The 18,260-nt window shown below is 68.8% G+C and carries 18 protein-coding genes; 14 read left to right on the top strand and 4 right to left on the bottom strand.

The window, feature by feature from the left end; genetic code table 11:
* The 8 genes from RIE08_03345 to RIE08_03380 all read left to right on the top strand — a co-directional run.
* Window positions 1-888, top strand: an 888-nt coding sequence (locus RIE08_03345; protein ID MEQ8716621.1) for a substrate-binding domain-containing protein, incomplete at its 5' end; no start/stop codon positions are given.
* Window positions 889-1,042: 154 nt separating this feature from the next.
* Window positions 1,043-1,993, top strand: a complete 951-nt coding sequence (gene pstC, locus RIE08_03350; protein ID MEQ8716622.1) for a phosphate ABC transporter permease subunit PstC — start codon at window positions 1,043-1,045, stop codon at window positions 1,991-1,993.
* A gap of 11 nt (window positions 1,994-2,004) precedes the next feature.
* Window positions 2,005-2,964, top strand: a complete 960-nt coding sequence (gene pstA / locus RIE08_03355; GenBank protein ID MEQ8716623.1) for a phosphate ABC transporter permease PstA — start codon at window positions 2,005-2,007, stop codon at window positions 2,962-2,964.
* A 4-nt stretch (window positions 2,965-2,968) separates the two neighbouring features.
* A complete protein-coding gene (gene pstB, locus RIE08_03360; GenBank protein MEQ8716624.1) occupies window positions 2,969-3,856 on the top strand; it encodes a phosphate ABC transporter ATP-binding protein PstB in 888 nt (295 codons plus the stop codon).
* Between the two features lie 62 nt (window positions 3,857-3,918).
* Complete coding sequence (gene phoU / locus RIE08_03365; protein ID MEQ8716625.1) at window positions 3,919-4,698, top strand: phosphate signaling complex protein PhoU; 780 nt, start codon at window positions 3,919-3,921, stop codon at window positions 4,696-4,698.
* A gap of 33 nt (window positions 4,699-4,731) precedes the next feature.
* Window positions 4,732-5,973 (top strand): ATP-binding protein, encoded by a 1,242-nt coding sequence (locus RIE08_03370; protein MEQ8716626.1) that lies wholly within the window; start codon window positions 4,732-4,734, stop codon window positions 5,971-5,973.
* Entirely contained in the window at window positions 5,970-6,677 is a 708-nt protein-coding gene (locus tag RIE08_03375) for a response regulator transcription factor (GenBank protein MEQ8716627.1), read from the top strand. Before RIE08_03370 ends, RIE08_03375 begins: the two co-directional genes overlap by 4 nt.
* Before the next feature lie 51 nt (window positions 6,678-6,728).
* Window positions 6,729-8,435: an MFS transporter gene (locus RIE08_03380; protein ID MEQ8716628.1), complete on the top strand. Its 1,707-nt coding sequence runs from the start codon at window positions 6,729-6,731 to the stop codon at window positions 8,433-8,435.
* A gap of 28 nt (window positions 8,436-8,463) precedes the next feature.
* Here the strand turns inward: RIE08_03380 and RIE08_03385 are convergent, their stop codons facing one another.
* Complete coding sequence (locus RIE08_03385; protein ID MEQ8716629.1) at window positions 8,464-9,627, bottom strand: zinc-dependent metalloprotease; 1,164 nt, start codon at window positions 9,625-9,627, stop codon at window positions 8,464-8,466.
* A 77-nt stretch (window positions 9,628-9,704) separates the two neighbouring features.
* Here RIE08_03385 and RIE08_03390 point away from each other — a divergent pair, with 77 nt between their 5' ends.
* On the top strand, window positions 9,705-10,745 hold the full coding sequence (locus RIE08_03390; GenBank protein MEQ8716630.1) for an NAD-dependent epimerase/dehydratase family protein: 1,041 nt from the start codon (window positions 9,705-9,707) through the stop codon (window positions 10,743-10,745).
* 17 nt (window positions 10,746-10,762) lie between these two features.
* On the opposite strand, the gene RIE08_03395 is transcribed toward RIE08_03390, so the two are convergent.
* Window positions 10,763-11,959, bottom strand: coding sequence for a S1C family serine protease (locus RIE08_03395; protein MEQ8716631.1), 1,197 nt, complete (start codon window positions 11,957-11,959; stop codon window positions 10,763-10,765).
* Between the two features lie 76 nt (window positions 11,960-12,035).
* Between RIE08_03395 and RIE08_03400 the strand changes: the two genes are divergently transcribed.
* The 3 genes from RIE08_03400 to RIE08_03410 all read left to right on the top strand — a co-directional run bounded on the left by RIE08_03400 (window position 12,036) and on the right by RIE08_03410 (window position 13,853).
* The gene (locus RIE08_03400; protein MEQ8716632.1) at window positions 12,036-12,569 is read left to right on the top strand and encodes a molybdenum cofactor biosynthesis protein MoaE; all 534 of its coding nucleotides are present in this window, start codon (window positions 12,036-12,038) and stop codon (window positions 12,567-12,569) included.
* Window positions 12,570-12,651: 82 nt separating this feature from the next.
* The gene (locus RIE08_03405) at window positions 12,652-12,849 is read left to right on the top strand and encodes a hypothetical protein (GenBank protein ID MEQ8716633.1); all 198 of its coding nucleotides are present in this window, start codon (window positions 12,652-12,654) and stop codon (window positions 12,847-12,849) included.
* Window positions 12,850-12,851: 2 nt separating this feature from the next.
* Window positions 12,852-13,853 (top strand): rod shape-determining protein, encoded by a 1,002-nt coding sequence (locus tag RIE08_03410; GenBank protein ID MEQ8716634.1) that lies wholly within the window; start codon window positions 12,852-12,854, stop codon window positions 13,851-13,853.
* A 33-nt stretch (window positions 13,854-13,886) separates the two neighbouring features.
* Here the strand turns inward: RIE08_03410 and RIE08_03415 are convergent, their stop codons facing one another.
* Window positions 13,887-14,414, bottom strand: a complete 528-nt coding sequence (locus tag RIE08_03415; GenBank protein ID MEQ8716635.1) for a HEAT repeat domain-containing protein — start codon at window positions 14,412-14,414, stop codon at window positions 13,887-13,889.
* A 59-nt stretch (window positions 14,415-14,473) separates the two neighbouring features.
* Window positions 14,474-14,755, bottom strand: a complete 282-nt coding sequence (locus RIE08_03420; GenBank protein MEQ8716636.1) for a hypothetical protein — start codon at window positions 14,753-14,755, stop codon at window positions 14,474-14,476.
* A 46-nt stretch (window positions 14,756-14,801) separates the two neighbouring features.
* Between RIE08_03420 and RIE08_03425 the strand changes: the two genes are divergently transcribed.
* Window positions 14,802-16,070, top strand: a complete 1,269-nt coding sequence (locus RIE08_03425; GenBank protein MEQ8716637.1) for a S16 family serine protease — start codon at window positions 14,802-14,804, stop codon at window positions 16,068-16,070.
* 63 nt (window positions 16,071-16,133) lie between these two features.
* Window positions 16,134-18,245: a DivIVA domain-containing protein gene (locus tag RIE08_03430; GenBank protein MEQ8716638.1), complete on the top strand. Its 2,112-nt coding sequence runs from the start codon at window positions 16,134-16,136 to the stop codon at window positions 18,243-18,245.
* The last annotated feature ends 15 nt before the right edge of the window (window positions 18,246-18,260 follow it).

The raw sequence follows: 18,260 nt of genomic DNA on the forward strand, positions 1-18,260 counted from the left end.
GGCGAGGTGAACATTTCGGGTTCGTCGACTGTGGAGCCGATCTCGGTTCGTGTTGCTGAGCTGTTGGAGGATGTGGCGCCGGGTATTTCGGTGACCGTGGACGGTCCGGGTACCGGTGACGGTTTCGCTCTGTTCTGTGACGGTGAGACCGACATCTCCGATGCGTCTCGTGCGATCAAGGACGAAGAGGCCGCGACGTGTGCGGACAACGGCATCGAGTTCATCGAGTTGCAGGTCGGTATCGACGGCATCGCGGTGATGACCGGTCCGGGCAACGATGCTGTGGAGTGTGTGAGCTTCGAGCAGATCTACGGCATCGTCGGTCCGGAGTCGACCGGGTTCGGCAGTTGGGCCGATGCGAACGATCTGATTTCGGAGATCGGCGGCGAGGGCAATCTGCCTGATGCGTCGCTGGACATCTTCGGTCCCGGTGAGGAGTCGGGCACGTTCGACTCGTTCATCGAGTTGGTGCTCGAGGACATCGCCGATGAGCGTGGTGAGGAAGCGACGACGCGTCCTGATTACAACCCGTCGGCCGACGACAACATCATCATCCAGGGCATCGAGTCCGGTGACACGACGTTCGGTTGGGTCGGTTTCGCCTTCGCCGAGGCCGAGGGTGACCGGATCAAGACGCTCGAGGTCGACGGCGGCGATGGCTGTGTGCCGGCGACCGCGGAGACGATCGCGGACAACTCGTACCCGATCAGCCGGCCGCTGTTCATCTACGTGAACGCTGCCAAGGCCGCGGAGAACCCTGCTGTGGAGGCCTACGTGGACTTCTACATGAGCGACGCCGGTCTGAGCACCGCGGTCGCAGAGGTCGGCTACGTGCCTCTCGCTCCCGACGCGGCCGCGGTCACCCGCGCCGCCTGGGACGGACGCTGATCCCCTCCACCTGCGCCCCGGCGTAGGAAACGAACGGGTGGGGGCCGATCGCGATGTCGATCGGCCCCCACCCGATTCCGCGGTCGGTGCCGTGGACCGCTTCCGACGGACTACAGGGAACTCGACGAAATCGTGAAGGCTAGGGTGACATCCGATGAGTGATACCGGGGGCCCCCGGGGCGGGGCATCCACACTGACGATCGCCGATCTGAGTGGTGACGTGCGCCGTCACCGAAAAGAAGCGGTGATCAAGACGTCGATGTTCGGCACCGCGTTGGTGTCTGTTCTCATCTCGGCGCTCATCATCTTTGCGCTCTTCGACGAAGCGTTCGTCTTCGTCCGAGAAGTCGACTGGGGCAACACGTGGGGTCAGATCGGCTGGTTCCCCCGCCGCGGCATCTACGACATCCCGACGATCCTCGTCGCTACGTTGATCGTGACCGGGATCGCCATGATCATCGCTGCGCCCCTCGGTCTCGGCGCGGCGATCTATCTGGCCGAGTACGCCAACCCGAGGGTCCGGTCGATCCTCAAGCCGATCCTCGAGGTTCTCGCCGGAATCCCGTCGGTCGTCCTCGGCTTCTTCGCCCTCCAGTTCATCGCTCCGACGATCATCGACAACATCGGCGGCAGTGACTCGGGCTCGATGGCCGCCGCCGGCCTCGGCGTCGGTATTCTCACCATCCCCCTCGTCGCCTCGGTCTCCGAGGACGCCATGAAGGCGGTACCGCTTTCGCTGCGTGAAGCCTCGGCCGGACTCGGTGCCCGCAGGATGACCACCACGGTGCGGATCGTCCTGCCCGCCGCGGCGTCGGGTCTCGTCGCGGCGTTCATCGTCGCCGTGTCCCGGGCCATCGGCGAGACGATGGTGGTCTTCCTGGCCGGCGGGCGCTCAGATGCCTCGGTGTACGCAGACGGGCCGTTCGAGCCCGGACTCACGATGACCGCCGCCATGGCCTCCCTCGCCACCGGCACCGACAGCGTCGTGGGTGAAGGCCTCACCGTGCAGTCGCTCTACTTCGTCGGCGCCCTGCTGTTCATAATGACGCTGACGCTGAACGTCGTCGCCGACCGGTTCGTCGCCCGTGTGCGCGAGCAGTACTAGGAGACCCGGAAATGGCACTGTCACGACCCACCGACCAGCCGACCGCAGAGCGCGTGAGGGCCCAGATCCAGCGGAAGAGAAGCGACACCACTGGAACGGTCTTCAAGTGGACGCTGCTCCTCGCGCTCCTGCTCTCTCTCACGATTCTCGCAGTTCTCATCGTCGACGTGACGACCGATGGCTGGAGCTTCCTGTCCGGCGACATCGGGGCGTTCCTCCAGGGCACGTTGCGCTCCAGACCCGACGACCCCGTCCTGGGCGTCCACCAGGGCCTCGTCGGCTCGTTCTGGATCGCTGTGATGGTTGCCGCGCTGTCGTTCCCGATCGGCATCGGTTCGGCCATATACCTCGAGGAGTACGCCACGCGGAACCGTTTCACGCGTTTCATCGAGGTGAACATCCGCAACCTGGCGGGCGTTCCGTCGGTGGTCTACGGCCTTCTCGGTCTCTACATTTTCGTGGAGAACGTCGGCTTCATGTCGGCGTTCACCGGAGGGCGCCAGACCGCGCTGTCAGGCGGCCTGACCATCGCCATTCTGGTCCTCCCCATCGTGATCATCACGGCCCAGGAGGCCGTGAGGGCCGTGCCCCAGGCGCTCAAGGAGGGCGCCTACGGTGTCGGGGCCACTCGGTGGGAGGTCACCAGGACGCAGATCCTCCCCTACGCCGCCCCGGGAATCCTCACGGGGACGCTCTTGTCGATGTCGCGGGCCATCGGTGAGGCCGCCCCGCTGATCGTCATCGGGGCCGTCAGCGGCCGCCTCGGCAACGACCCGGGCTTCTTTGCCTTCGACCAACTCGACGACGCCTTCACGGCGATGCCGATCGTCATCACGACCTGGACGCGACAGCCCGAGGACGAGTTCCGGCAGGCGGCCGCCGCAGCGATCGTCGTACTGTTGGTGTTCGTACTCGTTCTCAACGCAACTGCGATCTTTCTGAGGAACTACTTCGAGAAGAAGCGAGGCTGAGTTCATGACATCGACTGAGACCGGAACCGACACCGTGCCGTTGTCGAGGCGCCCCGTGGCCCCCGAGGCGACGCCGGGTGGGTCGCCGGATCCCGCCGAGCAGGCGAAGGTCGTTTTCCGCTGCGAGGAGATGTCAGTGTTCTACGGGGCTTTCCGCGCCGTACGTGATGTCAACCTTCAGATCCACGAGCACGAGATCACGGCGTTCATCGGGCCATCGGGCTGTGGCAAGACGACCGTCCTGCGCTGCTTCAACCGGATGAACGACCTCATCGACGGTGCGCGCGTCGAGGGGCTTCTGGAGTTCCACGGCCTCGACCTGTACGACTCGCAGGTGGACGCCGTCGAGGTGCGTCGACGGATCGGCATGGTCTTCCAGAAGCCGAACCCGTTCCCCAAGTCCATCTACGACAACATCGCCTACGGCCCCCGGATCACGGGGATGGCGAAGAAGAAGAGCGACCTCGACGACATCGTGGAGAACTCGCTCAAGCGGTCAGCCCTGTGGGACGAGGTCAAGGATCGCCTGGCGGACTCGGCTTTCGGCCTGTCGGGCGGGCAGCAGCAGCGGCTGTGCATCGCCCGGGCCATCGCCGTGGATCCTGACGTCCTGCTGATGGACGAACCCTGCTCGGCGCTCGATCCGATCGCAACGCCGCGCATCGAGGACCTGATGCAGGAGATCAAGGGGGACTTCACGATCGTGATCGTCACCCACAACATGCAACAGGCCGCACGGGTCTCGGACCGGACCGCCTTCTTCACCGCTCAGATCGACTCCGACACCGATCAGCGCACCGGTCTGCTGGTCGAGTACGCCGCGACCGACAAGATCTTCTCGAACCCCGACGACGAGCGCACCGAGGCGTACGTCACCGGTCGCTTCGGCTGACCACCCGCCGCGCGTCGATCGACACGCGGCCCCATCGACAACCACGACAGGAGCAGCGCCCGATGGAAGATCTTCGGAAGGTGTTCCACAAGGAACTCGACGAGATCCGCGACGACATCGTGCGGATGGCGGCGCTCGTCACCGAGTGCATCCCCCGTGGGACCGAGGCGTTCCTCGACATGGATCTCGTGGCGGCCCAGCGCCTCATCGACGACGATGACATCCTCGACGAGCTCTCCGTGGACTTCGAGGAGCGCTGCTACCAGCTCGTGGCGCGGCAGGCGCCGATGGCCAGCGACCTGCGGGCGATCATGGCGGCGCTCACGATGAACTCGGAGATCGAGCGATCCGGCGACCTCGTGGTGAACATCGCCAAGGCCACCCGCCGGGTCTACGGCTCCACGTTCGACCCCCGCCTGCGCGGGATGCTCCAGGAGATGAGCGGCGAGGCTCAGCGGCTCTTCCGCTTCGCCATCGACGCCTACGTCGAGGGCGACGTCGGGCTGGCCGCCGCGCTCGACGACATCGACGACCGTCTCGACGAACTCAACCACGAGGTGGTCGGTCTCATCTTCGCCGCCCACACGGCCGGCGACATCGACCTGCAGGCCGCGGTCCAGTTGGCCCTCATCGCCCGCTACTACGAGCGGATCGGCGATCACGCCGTCAACATCGGTGAGCGCGTGCGCTACATGGTGACGGGTTGGTTGAAGGAGAATACCGGCGCGTCGCGCGCCAAGGTGGCCCGTACCCACTCGCCGCTCGGAGCAGCCGTAGCCGATGGGCCCTTCGCCGACGACAGCCCGCTCGACGCTGCGGGCGGAGGCGACGAGAGCCCGTGACGTCCTGCGGCGGCGGCTGATGGGAAGCCGGTCATGACCGCCGTCGTCGCGCTCCTCGCCGGCCTCGTGGGCCTGCTGCTCGCGTCGTCGGTCGCTCTCGTGTGGCAGCGGGCCCAGGTCAAGCGGGTGCTTCGCCGCACAGTGGCCGACCACGGCGGCGTCCCGCTTCCGGTTGCGGCACCGACTCTGGACCACATCGACCGCCTCGACCGGGTGATCACCCGGCTCGAGGAAGGCGATGCCGTCGCGATGGCCGACCTGCGCCGCCTCGAGGCGGCGGCGTCGTCGATGACCCAGGGGGCCGTCGTCTGCGCCACGGACGGCGAGGTGGTGTTCCGCAACGCCTTCGCCGACACGTTCATCCAGGCTCGCCACGGCGACGCCCTCGTCGCCGCGGCAGTGACCGAGCTACTCGACGCCGCTCGTCACGGCGCGGCTGCCGAAAAGGAGATCGAGCTGTTCGGGCCGCCACGCCGGACACTGCTGGTGAGCGCCCTGCCCATCGCTGACGGCGCGATCGCGCTGATCGACGAGATCACCGAGCACGTGCGCCTCGATGCGATGCGCCGTGACTTCATCGCCAACATCAGTCACGAGCTGCGGACTCCTGTCGGGGCTCTCAGCCTTCTCGCGGAGACACTCGCGGACGAGCAGGATCCGGGGCTGCGCAATCAACTCACGCACAGGCTGACGGTCGAGTCCGCTCGCATCGCCCGCACGATCGACGAGTTGATCGAACTCAGCCGCATCGAGCACAACGAGGACGGTCAGGCGAACCCCGTCGTGATGCAGGCGGTGGTCGGTGAAGCCGTCGACCGCGTGCACCCGGCGTCGGACCAGAAGAGTCTCGACCTCGGCGTAGTGGTTCCCGACGCCCCCATCACGGTCATCGGCGATCGTCGCCAGCTGACCTCGGCGTTGTTCAATCTCCTCGACAACGCCGTCAAGTACACCGACCCGGGTGGATCGATCGGCGTGCGACTCCGTGTCGGTGCCGAAACGGTCGAGCTCGCGGTGCGCGATACCGGCATCGGGATCCCCGCCAAGGATCTCGACCGCATCTTCGAGCGCTTCTACCGGGTCGACCGGGCCCGCGCGGGCGGCACGGGCGGCGTGGGCCTCGGACTCGCGATCGTGCGCCACGTCGTCACGAACCATCTCGGACAACTCCACGTCGAGTCACGGGAGGGCGAGGGGACGACGTTCACCATCTCGCTCCCGCTCGGTCCGGTGGAGTCGTCCGTCGAGACCCCCGACCACAGCGAGGTCACGTGAGCCCAGCCAACCCCACCAAGGTTCTCGTCGTCGAGGACGAGGAGTCCTTCGTCGACGCGCTGAAGATCGGCCTCGCCCGTGAGGGCTTCATCGTCGATATCGCCCGCGACGGGCGTGAGGCACTGGACCGTTTCGCGGCCGACGAACCCGATCTCATCCTGCTCGACGTGATGTTGCCGCGGATCTCCGGCGTAGACGTCTGTCGCGAGATCCGGAGCCGCTCACAGGTCCCGATCATCATGATCACCGCCAAGGGCGAGGAGATCGACACGGTCGTCGGTCTCGAGGTCGGTGCCGACGACTACGTGACGAAGCCGTATCGCTTCCGCGAGCTGATGGCCCGCATCAGAGCCGTGCTGCGACGCACGGCGGCGTTGCCCGCGATGCCGACGTCGATCGCCGACGTCGTCGAAGTCGGTGATGTCAAGGTCGACGCCGAGCGTCACGAGGTCACCATCCGCGGTGACGCCGTCAGCCTCCCGCTCAAGGAGTTCGACCTGCTGACCCTCCTGATGGAGAACGCGGGCCGGGTACTGACGCGCGAGACGTTGATCGACAGGGTGTGGGGATCGGACTACGTCGGTGACACGAAGACGCTCGACGTGCACGTCAAGCGTCTCCGGTCGAAGGTGGAGACGGACCCGTCGAACCCGTCGCGCATCGTGACGATCCGTGGGCTCGGCTACAAGTACGTAGGCGACTGACCCCCCGGGGGGCGTCCCGGCGCCGTCGACCGGTGACCGTAGTATGACTTCGTGACCGACGGACCCGGCGACTGGAGAGAGCTCCGGGCGCCTCGTCGTCCCCGGTCCGGGGACGACGAGGCCCGCAAGACACCGGCCACGTTGAGTCCCTTCGTCCGACTGGCCCGGGTGCACGCGTTGTCGGCTGCGGGGGACGGCATGATCGCCGTGGCTCTCGCCGGTTCCCTCTTCTTCTCCATCGACCCGAGTGCCGCCCGCTCGAAGGTCCTTCTGTACCTGTTGTTGACGATGGCACCTTTCGCCCTCGTCGGACCGCTCATCGGACCGGCTCTGGACCGAGCGCGCGGCGGTCGACGGATGATGGTGGTGCTGTTGAACCTCGGCCGGGTGCTGGTCGCGTTCTTCATGATCGGCAACATCGACAACCTCCTGTTGTTCCCTCTCGCATTCGCGACCCTCGTGTTCGGAAAGGGGTACGCGGTCGCGAAAGCGGCGATCGTCCCGTCGACGGTCCGCTCCCACAGCGAACTCGTCGAGAGGAACTCGCGACTGGCTGTCCTGTCGGGAATCTCCGGGTTCGCCGGCGCGGTCCCCGCGGGCCTGCTGCAGATCATCGGCGGTCCCGAGTGGGCGGTGGGCCTGGCCATGGTCACCTTCGCCGTCGCAGTCTTCTTCTCGTTCCAGCTGCCGCGCACAGCTGTGACCGACGACACGGCCGACGAGGTCGAGGAGAGCGAACTCCGCAGTGCGGGAATCCGTCTGGCGGTCTCCGCGACGGCGGTTCTGCGCGGGACCGTCGGATTCACCCTCTTCCTCATCGCGTTCGGTTTCCGCGGGGGCGCGGACGACGTGGACCTGACCGGCATCGGAACCGCTGTCGGTGCCGGCGTGCGCAACGCCATGGGCTTCGCGGTCGACAGCGATGCCGATCTGCCGGCGTGGAAGTTGGGCATCGTCGTCATCTTCAGCGTCGGCGGCGCCCTGGCGGGTTCGTTCCTCGCGCCGAGGATCAGGCGGACCACCCCTGAGGAGAACATGCTTCTCGGGGCGCTGGTGATCACCGTCGCGTCGGGGATACTCGCCGCGTGGATGGGCGGCCTGCGCGGCGCGATCGTGATGGTCTTCGGCGTCGGCGTGACGGCCTCCGCCGGAAAGGTCGCCTTCGACTCGATCGTCCAGCGGGACGCCCCCGATGCCAGCCACGGTGCGTCGTTCGGTCGTTTCGAGACGCGCTTTCAGATCGCGTGGGTGATCGGCGGTGTCATCCCGGTCCTGATCAGGATCCCGGTGTCGGCCGGCTTCGCTCTGATCTCGCTGGCGGCGTTCGCCGCCGCGCTGTCGTACTTCGCGGGGTCCCGCGGTGCCAAGGCCGGACGCACGACGCCGCGCCGCCGACCGCGCACCCCCAGACAGGCACTTGCGACCCTGAGGGAGACCGCGAACGACCTCGGTCGTGAGGCGCGCGCTGTCGCGGAGTCCCGACGCGAGGACCCTGTTCCGCCCGAGTGGGCGCTCGGAGCCGTGATGGCCGACCCCGAACCCTTCGACGACGAGGGTGGTGAGCCGACGGCGGCGTTGCCGTTCGACTCCGAACTCACGAGGGAACTGCCACGCGACGACGACGGAGACGACGACGAGGCGCCCCCGCCACCGCCGCCTCTCGACGATGCGACGTTACCCCTGCCGTTCGACGACGACGGCTCAGCGGACTCCGGTGACGAGGATGGCCGCCCGGCCGGTTGGCACGACCACATCTGACCAGTGCGGTGCGGTGCAACGGCGCGGGTCAGTCCGTCGGCAACTCGATCCGGGCCAGCCACAGGCCGGGCGCATCGACCTCGTTGGGCGTGGGGAGGAAGCGCTCCTCGGACCACAGCGACCCGAGCGCGTCGGCTCCGGCACGCTCGACGACGCCGTCGATGAACGCCCGTCCCCGGTCGTAGACGTCCTGGGTCAGATCCAGCCCCAGCAGCCGCTCGACGAAGCGGTCCGCCGACGATGCCTCGACCCGCCGTCGCCGCAGCGCCTCCGCGATTCGGACGGGGTCCGTCAGCATCCGTGCGCCGACCTCGTCGGTGATGTGGTCCGTATAGCCGACGACCGTGGTGACCAGCGCCGTCAGTGGGACCAGCAGTTCCCGTTGGCGGTCCGAGATGATCGCCCCGAAGAGGACATCGGGGTCGCCGAAGCGTTCCTGCAGGTTCGCGAGCGCCGTCGGGTCCGTCGGGTCGAGACCACCGAGTTGTTCTTCGAGACGTCCAGCGTCGGGTTCGAAGGCGGCGGCGTAATCGTGGAGGAGCTTGTTGAAGCGCTCGTGGACGTGGGGCACCGACAACACGACGTGTGACGCGAACTCGTTGACGCAGACCCACATGCGCAGGTCGTCAGCGGCCAGCGACCAGTCGGCGACGACCTCGTCGATGTTGGCCGGCACGAGGAGCAGGTCACGGCTCGCCCGCGGCAGCGGGAGGTCGTACTGACCCAGGCTGTGGCGGGCGAGATGACCCACCATCGAGCCGGCCGCGAGGCCGAGCATCATCGGCCCCATCGCCGAGAACAGGCTCCCCATCATGGCCATGGCGGGGTCGCCGGTGTCGTCGACGGGAGGGGAGAAGGCCCCGCGCATGTGCTCGAGGACCGGTCGGTAGGCATCGACCGAACGCGAGGCCCACATCGACCGGGTCACCGCAACGACGTCGATTCCGCCCGTCGACAACCCCGTCGCCTCTGCGACGCGTAGCTCGGCTGCGCGGGCGATCTGTTCGAGCGCGATCCGGGCGCCGGGATCGACGTTCGGCTCGCTGCGCCCATCGGTGGCGACCGTCACAGCCAGTTGCCGTGCAGCGTCCCAGGTCCCGCCGCTCTGGTTGGAGAGCATGCGGGCCAGATCTCCGAGGAAGCCGAGGTCCCCGAAGGGATCGTCGCTGCCGGTTGGATCCTGACCGCTCACGACGGCATCGTAGAGGTTGAGGCCCGCATCGCCCACGCGCCCGTGGCGGACGCGGCGCCACGACCCAGGAGAAACGAATGGCCCTGTCCGTCCTCGTCACCGGTATCGGTGGTGTCGTCGGCTCGCGGGTAGCGAGCCGACTTGTGGACGATCCCGCGGTCAGTGTCCTCGCCGGGGTCGATCGTCACCAGCGTGTTCTCGATCGTGTGACGGTGCACCGCGCCGATCTCCTCGCCGACGATCTCGAACCGGTCTTCGCCGGAATGGACGTCGTGGTCCATCTGGCCACCACCTTCTCGCCGTCGTCGGCGGGCGAGGAAGTGGCCCGCGCCGACGTCGCACTGCTGCGGCGGGTACTCGACGCGTCGTCCGCCGCAGGCGTCACCCGCCTCGTGCTCGTCTCGACGGCGATGGTCTACGGCGCATGGGCCAACAATCCGACACCGCTGACCGAAGCGGCGCCTCTGCGACCGAACCCGGACTTCGCGTACGCCGTGTCGCGGGCCGAGATGGAGAGGGCGGCGCAGGCCTGGGCCGAGGAGGTCGGAGCGACGCTCGTCGTGTTGCGGCCGACGACGACGGTCGCCGGCGACGCGTCGAGCTGGGTGGCCGATTCGCTGCGTGAGGTCGGTCGCCTGGCCGTCGGCGACGAAGATCCCGCGGTCCAGTACCTCCATCTCGATGACCTCGTCGAGGCGGTCGTCCTCGCAACGACGACGATCGCCGCCGGCGTCTACAACGTGGCGCCTGACGAGTCCGCCCCGAGGTCGCAGATCCGACGGCTCAGCGGCGCCGTGCCGCGTGCCCGACTCACCGAGGATGCTGCTCGCCGGGTCGTCTCGTTCCGTCGACGCGCAGGGCTGGCACGCACGTCTCCGGGGATCCTGCCCTACACCGTTCACCGGTGGGTGGTGGCCAACGATCGTCTGCGCGGCTCGGGCTGGGAGCCGTCGTACTCGAACGCCGAGGCCTACGTGGAGGCTCATTCGGCCCGCCCGTGGGCGATGCTCAACTCGAAGCGGCGCCAGCAGATCGCGCTTGGCGGTCTCGGAGCGGCCGCCGTCACCGGGGCCGCGGCGGGTGCGTGGGTCTGGCGCTCGATGCGCCGCCGTCGCTGACGGGGAGGATCCCGCTCTCAGTCGGCGGCGACGGGGGACTCGGAGCGGTGGCCGAGGGTGACCTCGGTGGTGCGCTCGATCCCGTTGCGCAGGTACCTCACCACGACCGGTGCGTCGGGACCGGTGTAGCGAATGGTCATGACGAGGTCCGACATGGTGCGTACCGGGGTGTTCGCCACCTCGGTGACGATGTCACCGGGAAGCAGACCGGCCCGGGCTGCCGGGCCGTCGGTGAAGGCGTGCAGGACGACGACGCCGCCGTCCACCGGCAGGCCGTCGAGGCGATCCTGGTCCGCGTCGGCCCCCTGGATGCCGAGCCAGGGGTGGTCCGGCGTTCCGTAGTCGACGAGTGATGTTCCCACCCGCACCGCCGATTCGATGGGAACGGCGAGTCCGAGGGCGTCATCCCCGGTGGTGGCCGCGACGGTCACACCGATGACCCTGCCCTCGGCGTCGAACACCGCGGCACCGGGGATCGGCGCACCCTCGGGGCTCGAATACGCCAGGAGGCCGTGGAGTCGTGTGTCGGCGAAGTCGACCGACCGTGCCAGCGACAGCACGCGGCCGTCGACCCGCAGCGTTTCGGCGGCGACGTCGTGCACGATCGCGTACTGGCCGAGTCGCACGTTGTCGCCCAGTCCGAGGTCGGCGACCTCGTAGACGTCGTCCACTGCGAGCACGGCGAGATCGTTCAGCGGGTCCGTGCCGATCAGCAGCCCGGTGCGGGTGAAACGTCCCGCGGTCACCTCGACCGTTCCGCTCTGGACGAGGGAGAGACTTGTCAGGATGTGGCCGTGGCTGAAGACGAGGCCGGCTCCGACGGTCGTGCCGTCGGGACCCGTCACGGTGACGATCGGCGTCGAGGCGTCGACCGCGGCCTGCAGTTCGTCGGTCCAGCTGGTGTCGGGGACCGAGAAGGACCGGCTGACAGGAAGCAGGTCGCCCTCGCCGGTGATGGTCTGTTCGCCGCCGCCACTGACGGATCCGAGGGTCAGGGCGAGGCCTGCGAGCAGCAGCCCTCCGCCGAGGACGCCGAGCGCGGTGGCGCCGACCCCGGTGAGTCGCCGACGCCCGGCGGTGGGCGCGCGCTGTGCATCCGCCGCGGCGCGACGTTCAGCCGCCATCTCCGAGGGGTGTCGCCAGACCCGGTCCTCGGGAGGCAACAGAGGGGCGACGTGGTCGTCGTCGCCCGGGTCGAAGTCCTCCGGATACATCGGCACGAGAGTACCGAGTGGCCGCCCCCGTGTATCCGCGCCCACGGTCGCGCCCCGTCGCTTCTACCATGGCGGCGTGCAACCTCGCGGAGACGACGACACCTGGGTCGGCATCAGCGGGGACCGGTTGCCGACCGCCGAAGCTCTCTCGTGGGCGGGTACCCCGGACTGCGGAGCGGTGGTGCTCTTCAGCGGGAATGCCCGCGATCACTCCGATGGTCGTCCCGAGGTCTCGGACCTCGAGTACGAGGCCTACGAGTCCCAGGTCGAACCACGACTGCGGTCGCTCGCAGATGAGGCTCGTGCCCGCTGGAGTTCGGTGCGACGGATCGTCATGATCCACCGGGTGGGTCGTGTCGAGATCGGCGAGGCAGCCGTCATCGTCGTGGCCGCGGCGCCCCATCGCGACGACGCGTTCTCGGCGGGTCGATTCTGTATCGACGCGCTGAAGGCAACTGTGCCGATCTGGAAGCGCGAGCGTTGGCGCGACGGAGAGAGCTGGGGTCTCGAGGCCCAACACCTGGTGGAGATCGACCAGTTCGGCAGCGGCCCCGACGGTGACGGACCTCGAGATGACGCAGACCCGAAGGCATCCGGGTCCGGCCGGTGACCATCCGATGGGCCGGTGCGAGCGGTACCCTTCCACAGGCTTCATCTCGCCCACTTCGGGATCCGGAGGGACACCCACCCACATGGCAAGCCTGATATTCCTCGCCGTCGCGGCCATCATCATCGCGATCGGCGTCACCGTCATCTGGATGCGGGACCGCATCGGATCACGTTTCGACTCGAGCATCGACCGATTCGAGGCGGAGATGGGTGCGCTGGCACCCGTGCGGGTGCGGCCGGCGCGTCGCAGCTCAGGCCGCGGCGGTAGCGGTAGGAGCTGACCCTGGCGCGGGACCTGGCCATCGACCTGGGGACGGCCAACACCCTGGTCTACGCCAAGGGGCGCGGCATCGTGTTGAACGAGCCGTCGGTCATCGCGCTCAACTCCAAGTCCGGCGACGTTCTCGCCATGGGACACGAAGCGTGGCAGATGATCGGCCGGACGCCGAGTTACGTCGTGGCGGTCCGCCCGCTGCGCAAAGGGGCCATCACCGACTTCGACGTGACCCAGCGGATGATCCGCCTCCTTCTGCAGAGAGTCGGTGTCAGTCGCTTCAACCGGCCCCGCGTGGTCATCTGCGTCCCGTCAGCCATCACCGCCGTAGAACGGCGGGCCGTGACCGAAGCCGCCCGCCGTGCGGGGGCCGCCGATGCGCAGTTGATCGAGCAACCCCTCGCGGCCGCCATCGGGGCGGGTCTGCCGATCAACGAACCGATCGGAAACATGGTCATCGACGTGGGCGGCGGGACGACCGAGACGGCACTCATCTCGATGGGCGGCGTCGTCGCTCTCGAGGCCGTCCGGATCGGTTCGTTCGACATCGACGCGGCGATCCAGACCTACATCCGGCGCGCATACGGCATCGCCATCGGTGAGCGCACGTCGGAGGAGATCAAGATCGTCATCGGTTCCGCCGCGTACACCCCCGGCGAGGTTCAGGCCGAGGTGCGGGGCCGGCAGCTGATGACCGGCCTGCCGGAGACGGTGTTGCTCGACCCGGCTGAGATACGAACCGCGATCGAGGAGCCGGTCTCCGCGATCGTGGACTCGGTGCTCGCGTGCCTGGCCCAGGCCCCGCCCGAGTTGGCTCAGGACCTCATCACGAGCGGGGTGAACCTCGTCGGCGGGGGTGGGCTGCTGCGGGGGCTCGACCGACGACTCGAACGGGAGTCGTCGGTTCCGGTGCATCTCGTGGACGCTCCTCTGGAGGCCGTGGTCCTGGGCGCCGGCCGCTGTATCGAGTCCTTCGATGCGGTCCGGGCGATGTTCATGGACGCGCGCTGAGCCACCCTGCCGGAGCTGAACGCCGCTGACGGGTCAGTAACCCTCGGCGACCAGGGCCTGGGCCGCGTCACGGACCTGTCGGTCCCGGTCTCCCGTCGCCTCCCGCAGCGCCTGCTCCACCTCGGGACCTTCGAATGGCGCGAGGGCGATCACCGCCCGTCGCCGGATCGCCGGACGGTCCCCGAGCGCGGCGATGATCGCCGGAATGGCGCGCTCGTCGCCGAGTGCGCCGAGAGCGGCGACGGCGCTTTCGCGGCAGGCCGGGTCGCTGTGGTCGGCGGCGACGGCGGTGAGGGCCCCGAGGACCCGGTCGCCGCAGCGGCCCCTCTCCCCGAGCGCCCATGCTGTCACCTCGACGACGCGGTCGTCGTCGTCACCCAGCAGCGGCGACGGATCCGGTGTCGACGGGTCGGCGCAGAGTTGGGCTGCGGCATGACGAACCACCGGCGACGGGTCCCGGTGGGCCGCTTCGAGTTCCGCACCGAGAAGGCCCAGGCGCCCGAGCGCGCGCAGCGCGCTCGCCCGCACCACGGGGTCGTCGTCGGCGAGTCCGGTCCTCACGGCGGCCTCGTCGCCCGCGTGGCCGGCAACGACGACAGAGCGTCGCCGTTGTGACGTCGTCACCCGACGGCGGCTTCGAGACTGATCAACAGGACGAAGACGATCGCGGCGACGCCCACGGCCAGGGCGAAGCCCAGCACGGCGACGATGATCCCGAGCGCGATCGCGGCCCGGGCCCGTTCCCACCACTGGATGTGGGCATCGCGGCCGGTGATCACGCGCTGACGTTTGTAGGGGTCGTAGTCCCGGAAGGCCTGCAGCGGTGAGCGGGGGAGTCGGAACCACTGGCGCCTGCCGTCGGCGGGGTCCACCGCCGCGCTGAGGTGGGGCATCAGTCGCACAGAAGAATCCCGGGTCGACACCGACAGCTGACGGCGAGCGCCTAGCGTGACGAGCCGCGGAGGCTGCGTCCACATCCGGTTCGCCGCCAGCGCGAGAAACACCGACAGGACCAAGACGCTGAGCACCCACGACGGGGATGACCCCGGATCCGACCACGGGCTTGACACGCCGCCCACGCTATCGCCGCCATCGGAGCCCGGCGGTGGTGGCCACGCGCGGCGTCGCTCGACGGTCAGGCTCGCTGTCGGTCTGGGCGTCGCCGCGTTCCTCGGGATCTGCGCCATCGCGATGGCCGTGATCGAGTTGCCGTACTGGTCCGTCGAACCGGGCTCGGTGCGAAGCACGGTGGCGGCCATCGACGTGGTGGACGGAGCACAGGAGTTCCCGCCGGAGTCCGAGATCGGCTTCGTCACCGTGCGGTTCCGGAACCGCCTGACGATCTGGGAGTGGGTCGCCGCAGAGTTGGACGACGAGAAGCGCGTCGTGCACGAAGACCAGGTGACCGGGGGGCGCACGGTCGAAGAGCGCCGTGAGCTCGAGCGGCTGAAGATGGAGCAGTCTCAGGACGTGTCGGTTCTCGTCGCGCTCGACTACCTGGGGTACGACCTCAACCCGGTGGGCTTCGGGGTCGGCGTCGCCGAGCTGACCCCGTGTCTGCCGGCGGAGGACGTGCTGCGTCTCGGCGACATCATCGTCGGCATCGACGGTGCCGAAGTCGAGTTCGCCGAGGACCTTCTGGCCGGGCTCGAGCCGCTGTCGCCGGGCGACACGATCGTGTTGAGCGTGGACCGCGAGGGCTCGGAGGAGTTCATCGACGTGCCACTGGTTCTCGGTTCGAGTGCCGACGAGTGTCTTCCCGACGACATGCGGTCGGCGCCGGAGGACGAGCGGGCGATGGTCGGCATCTCGATGAATCCGCTCGTGGACTACGAACCCGACGTCGACGTCGACATCGAGACCGGAAGGGTGGGCGGGCCCTCGGCGGGCCTGGCGTTCACCCTCACCGTCATCGACCTGTTGACCCCGGGTGATCTCACCGGCGGCCTCCAGGTGGCGACGACCGGGGAGATCGCGCCCGACGGGAGCATCGTGCCGATCGGCGAGGCCGCGTTGAAGGTGAAGGCGGTGGAACGGGCCGGATTCGACGTCTTCCTCGTCCCCGACCGCAACTACGACGAAGCGGCGGCCGCTGCGACGGACGTCCGTGTCGTCGCCGTCACCGATGTCGCCGACGCCGTCGCGGCTCTCACCGATCTCGGCGGAGACGCCGTGGTGTCGCCGGTGGGTGACGAACTCGCCGACGACGGCTCCTAGCACAACCGCGTGCGCGATGGGGGCTCCGCCCCTCGCGGGCACGCGCCGTTTACCATCGCGTCGATGGCACAGTCGTTCGCGTCACCCTCGGTGGAGCCACCTCACAAGCCCGAAGACGTCGCGCGGCGCGATTTCCCCGTCGTCCGGCGGGGCTACGACCAGATGCAGGTCCGCGCGTACCTCTCGGCGGTCGCGTCCGTTCTGAGGGTGGCCCACACCCGCGAGGCCGAGCTGCGGAGCCGTCTCGCGTCCGCGGTCAAGCGCGCCCACGAGGCCGAGAAGCTCGACGAGGCCACGCTGACACGGCGGCTCGGTGACGAGACGGTGCGGGTGCTCGATACCGCCCGGGAGGCCGCCGCCTCGATCGTGGCGAATGCCGAGGACCACGCCGCAACGCTCATGGCCGACGCGCAGGAACGTGCGGCCGGGGTGGAGGAGCGTGCCGCCGGCCTCCTCGCGGAGCGCACGGCCGAGGCCGAGCGTGCGGCCGAGGAGATCCGCCGTGAGGCCCACGAGGTCCTCGCGGAGGCGCAGGAACGCGCGGCCGAACTGGTCGAGGCCGGTCACCGCGACGGCGAGCGACTCGTGGCCGACGCGCGGGTGGCCCGTGAGCACATCCTCCGTGACATGGACAAGCGTCGCCGGGCGGCGCGAGCGCAGGTCGAGCGACTCAAGGCCGGTCGCGACAGACTCCTCGACTCGTTCGACGCGGTGCAGGGCACCCTCGACGAAGCCAAGTCCTCACTGCATGCGTCACTGCAGGAGGCCAAGGTCGCCGCCGATTCCGCCGCCGCGCGGGTCGAGATCAGCCGCGAGCCCGGAACCATCGAACTCGAGGCCGAGGTGCAGGCTGCGGTGTTGGCCGGTGTCATCCCCACCGCCGACGACGTTTCGCCCGGGGACGAGCCACTGCCGATCACGATCCCCGAGGACCTCGACGCGGTGGACGAGACCGCTGGGGCAGATGACACGGCTCCGGTCGATGGGCCGGCTTCGACAGCCGAGACCGCCGGGGTGGACGGGGCGGCTGCGGACGAGGTCGCCGAATCGGAGACCGGAGACCGTGCCGATGGTGACGAGTCGGTCGAGGCGGAGGCTGCAGCCGACGAAGAGCCGTCCGGCACGCCGGGCGACCCCGACGATGGCCCCGGGGGTTTCGAGCCTGGTCGCTACGAATCGAAGCCGGTCGCACTCGATCCCCATGAGCGTGGCGGTCGTCGTCTGCGCCGGGTGCCCGTGGCCGCCTCGGAGCTGAGCCCTGCGGATCTTCAGACGGTCGCTGTTGGTGACCCGGTCGAAGAGGTGAGCGTCGTCACGCCCACAGCTGTGTCCAGGGCAGGGCAGGCGGCGGGGCGCGTGGGGCCCGAGGCCGAGCCCGACCCTGAGCCCGAGGCTGAGTCCGATGTCGCGGAGGCTTCTGTCGCGCCCGACCCCGACCCCGAGCCTGATGTCGTGGAGGCTTCTGTCGAGCCCGAGCCCGAGCCCGAGCCCGAGCCCGAGCCCGAGGCTGAGCCCGAGCCCGAGCCCGAGGCTGAGCCCGAGCCCGAGCCCGAGCCCGAGGCTGACTTCGATGTCGTGGAGGCTTCTGTCGAGCCCGAGCCCGAGCCCGAGCCCGAGGCTGAGTCCGATGTCGTGGAGGATCTCTTCACGCGGATCCGCCGCGACCGTGAGGAGAGGGTCGCGTCGGCGCGCGAGAAGCTCGCCGACGACGGGCCCGACGAGTCCGCTGCGACGGCGGCTGCGGTGGCGGAGCGTTGTGAGACGGTTGCCCGTCGTCTCAAGCGGGTGATCGCTGAAGACCAGAACCGTGTCCTCGATGGACTCCGCCGCGCCGGATCCGCGCGGGGCAGGACCTCGATCGGTGTGGACGACGTGCTCCCCGCCCCCGGGGAGCAGTTGGCGGAGTATCTGGACGCGGTCCTCGCCTACGTGAGTCCCGAGGCGTTGCCACCCGCTGCGGAGGATCGCGTCGCCGCGATCCTGCGCCGAGACCTGGTCGATCCGCTCCGCGAGGTCGTCGAGTCGGCGCTCTCGGACGTCGTCGACGACGGAGACGGCGCGGCTGAGGAACTCCGGGGAAGGTTCCGCCTCGCCAAGAACGAGTGGATTCCCCCGCTGGCAGACCGCCTCGTCGCCCGGGCCGCAGAGCTGTCCGGGCTCGACGGCCCCCGCTGAAAGGCGAGACCCGAT

The organism is Acidimicrobiales bacterium (assembly GCA_040219085.1).
Lineage (GTDB): Bacteria > Actinomycetota > Acidimicrobiia > Acidimicrobiales > JAVJTC01 > JAVJTC01.

Bases quoted from the DNA above. Each gene is read 5' to 3' on its own strand.
- RIE08_03395 (MEQ8716631.1), bottom strand. From the start codon at position 11,959: ATGTATCCGGAGGACTTCGACCCGGGCGACGACGACCACGTCGCCCCT.
- pstB (MEQ8716624.1), top strand. From the start codon at position 2,969: ATGACATCGACTGAGACCGGAACCGACACCGTGCCGTTGTCGAGGCGC.
- pstA (MEQ8716623.1), top strand. From the start codon at position 2,005: ATGGCACTGTCACGACCCACCGACCAGCCGACCGCAGAGCGCGTGAGG.
- RIE08_03430 (MEQ8716638.1), top strand. From the start codon at position 16,134: ATGGCACAGTCGTTCGCGTCACCCTCGGTGGAGCCACCTCACAAGCCC.
- RIE08_03405 (MEQ8716633.1), top strand. From the start codon at position 12,652: ATGGCAAGCCTGATATTCCTCGCCGTCGCGGCCATCATCATCGCGATC.
- RIE08_03390 (MEQ8716630.1), top strand. From the start codon at position 9,705: ATGGCCCTGTCCGTCCTCGTCACCGGTATCGGTGGTGTCGTCGGCTCG.
- pstC (MEQ8716622.1), top strand. From the start codon at position 1,043: ATGAGTGATACCGGGGGCCCCCGGGGCGGGGCATCCACACTGACGATC.
- RIE08_03370 (MEQ8716626.1), top strand. From the start codon at position 4,732: ATGACCGCCGTCGTCGCGCTCCTCGCCGGCCTCGTGGGCCTGCTGCTC.
- phoU (MEQ8716625.1), top strand. From the start codon at position 3,919: ATGGAAGATCTTCGGAAGGTGTTCCACAAGGAACTCGACGAGATCCGC.